Here is a 4,971-nt window from a genome sequence, read left to right on the forward strand (position 1 = left end):
CCCCGACGATCCCGAGCCGAGCGCGCCGCCGTCCTACTCCTGGTGAGCCAGACTGCGGGCATGCCTGCCGAGTCGTCCGCCGAGCCCTCGACCGACGTGACCGTCGTCGCCGACGTACGACGCCGCTGCGTGGCGGCCGGCGAGCAGGACCCGCTCGACGAGGCCGCGTCGCTCCGGCTGAAGCACCACGGCCTGGACGGGTCCGCGCTGTGGGTGACGGGCGGTGACGGTTTCGCGCTCGCCCACGCAGCCGCGGTCGACCTCGCGGTCGCCCCGGACGCCCGCGGCGCCGGCCGCGGGAGCGCGCTGGCCGCGGCGGCGTTCGCCGGTGACGGCGCGGTGACTGCCTGGTCCCACGGCGACCACCCGGCCGCGGCCCGGCTGGCCGCGGCCCACGGCCTGGAGCGGGCCCGCGAGCTGTGGGTGATGCGCCGCCCGGCGTCCGCTCCGCTCCCCGAGGTCGCGGTCCCGGACGGGCTCGAGGTCCGCTCGTACCGGCCGGAGGACGCCGCCGAGGTGGTGCGGGTCAACGCGGCGGCGTTCGCCCACCACCCCGAGCAGGGGGCGATGGACCAGGCGGAGCTCGCCGAGCGGATGGCCGAGGACTGGTTCGACCCGGCCGGGCTGCTGGTCGCCGAGAGCACCGGTGACGGAGCAACCGGACTGCTCGGGTTCCACTGGACCAAGCGGCACTCGACCGACCTCGGCGAGGTCTACGTCGTGGGCATCGACCCCGCCGCCCAGGGCCGCGGTCTCGGGCGGGTCCTGACCGTGGCCGGTCTCGCGCACCTCGCGGCCGTGGGCGTCGACGAGGTGCTGCTCTACGTCGAGTCCGACAACACCGCGGCGCGGCGGCTCTACGAGGGGCTCGGCTTCACGCACGTGGCCGCCGACACGCACGTGCAGTACCGGCGGAGCTAGGCCCGACGACGAGGACTCAGGCGACGCCGCTGGGCATCCCGTAGGACCGCATCCGGTCCCGGCCGCCGCGCTTGGCGGCGTACAGCGCCTCGTCGGCGGCGGAGTAGAGCCGCTGGGCGTCCTCGGCGTGCGTGGGGGCGTGCGCGATGCCGACGCTGACCGAGACCTTGATGACGGTGCCCACGCTCACGGCGAAGCCGTGCTCGCGGACCGCGAGGACGATCTCCTCGGCCCGGCGGCGGGCCACGTCCAGGGTGCACTCGGGCATCAGCACGGCCATCTCGTCGCCGCCGAGCCGGCACACCACGTCACCGCGACGCGACGCCTCGACGAGCAGCGCGGAGAGCTGGACCAGCACCTCGTCGCCGCCGGGGTGGCCGAACCGGTCGTTGACGGTCTTGAACCAGTCGACGTCCAGCACCAGCAGCGACGTGCCGTCCCCGTCGCGACGCTCCAGCGCCGACTCCAGGGCCTTGTCGAAGGTGCGCCGGGTCACCAGCCCGGTCAGGGAGTCGGTCGCCGCGTGCCAGCGGAGCTTGGCGACCAGCGCCTCCTGGTGCTCCGCCGAGCGCACCAGCAGCACGGTCGCCGTGACCAGCGCCGCGGTCAGGTAGGCGGTGTCCATCAGGGCCTCGTCGGCGGGCAGCTGGGTCCCGACCACGATCGCCTCCCCGAGCACCGACGCGGTCGTCATCACGATCGCGCCCTCACGCGGCAGCAGGGACGCCCCGTAGAGGACCGGGAAGACGAAGAAGATCTGCGCGGTGACCCCCGCGTCGTGGGTCGCGAGGTCCAGCACCACGATGGCGGCGACGCACAGCAGCGGGACGACCGCCCAGGCCAGGGTGTTGGCCTCGTCGAACCGCCAGGCCAGCCCGCAGAGCACGGCGGCCAGCAGGCAGGCGATCGTCGCGACCGCGATCAGCGGCTTGTCCACGTCGCCCTTGGTCTCGGCCATCGGCAGGAAGACGAGGCTGACGGCGATGGCCACGGCGCCCAGGGCCGGCACCGTGCGCGCCGCGGCGCGGTGGTTGCGCGGCTGCATCCACCTCAGCACCGGCATCATCGACGTGTCCACGACCTGTCCCCCGACCAAGCCGGGAGGACCCCTCCCGGTTCGCCCACGGTAGGTCGCCGGGCACCGGCGGCGTGGGGTTTCGGCAAACTCCCACCCCCGGGTGGGCGGGGGTAGTCCGTGCGGACTACGCGTTACTGGTCGGCTGCTGGCCGGCGGCGGCTCCGGCGCCGGGTGGTGCGCGGATGACCGCCAGTTGGCGCAATCTTCAACCAGGAACCGGCGCGCGTGCTGTCATGGTCCGGTGAGGCGACGCGACGCGCGGCCCGTCGGGCTGCCATGACCTGGTGGCTGCCGGTCGTGCTCGCGGCCGTGGCACTCGTCGCGTACGTCGTCGGCTCGGCGACAGCGCAGCGACAGCGCCGGCGTACGACCGACGACCTCGAGGCCGAGCTGGCCCGCGTGACCGAGCAGCGCGACGAGCTCCAGCAGCAGCAGGAGGAGCTCGAGCGGGTCGCCCTCCGCGACGAGGTCACCGGCCTCGGCAACCGCCGGTTCCTGCGCGACCGCGGCGCCGAGCTCGGGCCGCAGCTGGCCGACGCGTCCCTGCTGCTGCTCGGCCTGGACCGGTTCAAGGAGATCAACGACTCGATGGGCCAGTCGGCCGGGGACGCCCTGCTCCGCCAGGTGACCTCGCGGCTCCTCGAGTGCGTCCGCACCAACGACCTGGTCACCCGGCTCAGCGGTGACGAGTTCGCCCTGCTGCTCCCCGACGCCGGCGACTGGACGGCGGCCCGGACCGCGGACCGCGTGCTGGACGTCGTACGCCGGCCCTTCGACCTCAACGGCCGGTCCGTCCAGGCCCGCGGCCGGATCGGGATCGCGCACGGCTACGCCAACGTCCGCCTCGAGGAGCTGCTCCGCAACGCCGACCTGGCGATGTCGCAGGCGAAGGCGGCCGGGAGCGACCGGGCCTGCGAGTTCGACGAGGTGATGGCCGCCGACACCACCCAGCAGTTCAGCCGCGACGTCGAGATGCGGGCGGCCCTGACCAACGGCGACTTCAAGGTCTACTACCAGCCGCTCGTCGACGCCCGAGACCATCGCGTGGTGTCCCTCGAGGCGCTGATCCGGTGGGAGCACCCCCAGCGCGGGGTGCTGCCGCCCTCGGAGTTCCTGGCCGCCACCGAGCGCAACGGGATGATCGTCGACCTGGGCAGATTCGTGCTGCACACCGCGTGCCAGCACACCGCCGGCTGGCGCCGCAAGCTGCCCTGGCTGACGGTGGCCGTCAACGTCTCCGAGCGGGAGCTGTTCGACCCCGACTTCACCGCCCAGGTCGCCGGGGTCCTGGCGGCGACCGGGCTCCCGCCCGAGGCACTCGTCCTCGAGGTCACCGAGACCGTGCTCGCCGCGGAGGACCAGATCACCGAGATCCTGTCGCCGCTGACCGGCATGGGGGTGCAGTGCGCGCTCGACGACTTCGGGACCGGGCACTCGTCGCTGAGCCGGCTGCGCCACCTCGCCGTCGACGAGGTCAAGATCGACCGGTCCTTCGTCATGGAGATCTCCCAGGACGGCGCGCCGGACTCCCCGTTCGTCGCCGCGATCATCGGCCTGGCCCACAGCCTGGGGCTCCGGGTGGTCGCCGAGGGCATCGAGACGACCGTCCAGGCGGACTTCCTGCGCGACCAGGGCTGCGACGAGCTGCAGGGCTATCTGTTCAGCAAACCGGTGCCCGCGGCCAAGATCCCCGCCATTCTCCGGGCGGACCGGGCACAGCAGCCGCCCGCAGCGGTCTGACCCGCTTTCGCCAAACCGCCAAGTAAAGACCCCTCTCACCCCTAGCATCGAGATATGGCGTCGCCGGCTACGGCCCCCCCAGGTCGCCGCCAGTTCGTCCTGGCCGGCACGGTGTGGGCTGCCTTCACGATCGGCTTCACCGTGCTGCTGCTGCCTGTCTTCCCGGCGGACTTCCGCGAGGGCGTCACCGGCGTCGGCCTCGCGGTGGCCGGCCTGGTCGTGCTCCCGATCGGCATCTGGCGGATCCGCCGCAGCACCGGACGGATGCGCCGGGCCTGGCTGCTCATCCTGATCGCCGGTCTCGTCGCCGTCGCGGGCAACGGGTGGGTGGCGCTCACCGGCGCCGACCCGGTCAGCTCGCCGAGCACGTTCGGGGACGCCACCATCGCCCTGGCGCTGGTGATCTCCACGATCGGCCTGCTGACCTTCCCGGCCCAGCGGCGACGTGGCGCCGAGCTGTCGGTGATGTTCCTCGACGGCTTGGTCGCCGGCGGCGCGTTCCTGCTCATCGCCTCGGTGCTGGTCTACGCCGAGCTGCTGAACTCCTCGGCCCGCGAGGGCACCTGGGCCCAGGTCTTCGCGCTGATCTTCCCGGTGCTCGACGTCGTGCTGGCCACGGTCGCCGTGCTGCTGGTCGTCCGGGCGACCGGCGCCAACCGGCTGATGCTGACCCTCGTGGCGTCGGCGTACCTGATGTATGCCGCCTCCGACATCGCGTTCGCGGTGCGCAGCTCGCAGGGCGACTTCACCTTCGGCTCGGTCGCCGACCTCGGCTGGATCGTCGGCTACCTGACCATCGGGCTGGCCGCGTCGGTGCCGGTCCGTCCCGAGGCGGCCGAGGACGAGCACGTCCAGCGGGGCCCCTCCGACGCCCTGGGGACGACGATCATCTTCTCGGTCCTGGTGTCCGCCGCCGTGGTGCAGACCCTGTTCGGCCGCGGTGGCGACCTCAAGGAGGCGCAGTCCGCGCTGTGGGTCGTGATGGTCTGCGCGGCCGGCGTCCGGCAGGTGCTGCTCAGCTCGGACAACGCCCTGCTGCGCCGCGGGCTCGAGCAACGGGTCGAGGAGCAGACCGCCGACCTGCGCCGCCTGGCCCGGCACAACGAGGTGCTGGTGACCTCGGTGGGCGACGGGGTCTACGGCGTCGACCACGCCGGCCGGGTGACCTTCGTCAACCCGTCGGCCGCGGCGGCGCTCGGCTACACCACCAGCGAGCTGACAGGACGCAAGGC

4 protein-coding genes are annotated in these 4,971 nt (G+C 73.3%); 3 read left to right on the top strand and 1 reads right to left on the bottom strand.

All coding sequences use genetic code 11. The features are described 5' to 3' along the window. Nucleotides 1-60 precede the first annotated feature (60 nt). Nucleotides 61-921 carry a mycothiol synthase gene (gene mshD, locus JHD21_RS20615; protein ID WP_292679210.1) on the top strand — a complete coding sequence of 287 codons (861 nt, stop codon included), beginning with the start codon at nucleotides 61-63 and terminating at the stop codon, nucleotides 919-921. Nucleotides 922-937: 16 nt separating this feature from the next. On the opposite strand, the gene JHD21_RS20620 is transcribed toward mshD, so the two are convergent. Continuing rightward, nucleotides 938-1,999 (bottom strand): GGDEF domain-containing protein, encoded by a 1,062-nt coding sequence (locus JHD21_RS20620; RefSeq protein WP_292679212.1) that lies wholly within the window; start codon nucleotides 1,997-1,999, stop codon nucleotides 938-940. A 276-nt stretch (nucleotides 2,000-2,275) separates the two neighbouring features. Here JHD21_RS20620 and JHD21_RS20625 point away from each other — a divergent pair, with 276 nt between their 5' ends. Continuing rightward, a complete protein-coding gene (locus tag JHD21_RS20625) occupies nucleotides 2,276-3,739 on the top strand; it encodes a bifunctional diguanylate cyclase/phosphodiesterase (protein WP_292679214.1) in 1,464 nt (487 codons plus the stop codon). A 54-nt stretch (nucleotides 3,740-3,793) separates the two neighbouring features. After that, a partial coding sequence (locus tag JHD21_RS20630; RefSeq protein WP_292679217.1) for a PAS domain-containing protein occupies nucleotides 3,794-4,971 on the top strand: 1,178 nt, incomplete at its 3' end.

Origin of the sequence: Nocardioides sp. (assembly GCF_016462705.1) — a bacterium.
Classification (GTDB): Bacteria; Actinomycetota; Actinomycetes; order Propionibacteriales; family Nocardioidaceae; genus Nocardioides.

Excerpts from the sequence above, each read along its gene's own strand:
- JHD21_RS20625 (WP_292679214.1), top strand. The coding sequence starts at position 2,276 with ATGACCTGGTGGCTGCCGGTCGTGCTCGCGGCCGTGGCACTCGTCGCG.
- mshD (WP_292679210.1), top strand. The coding sequence starts at position 61 with ATGCCTGCCGAGTCGTCCGCCGAGCCCTCGACCGACGTGACCGTCGTC.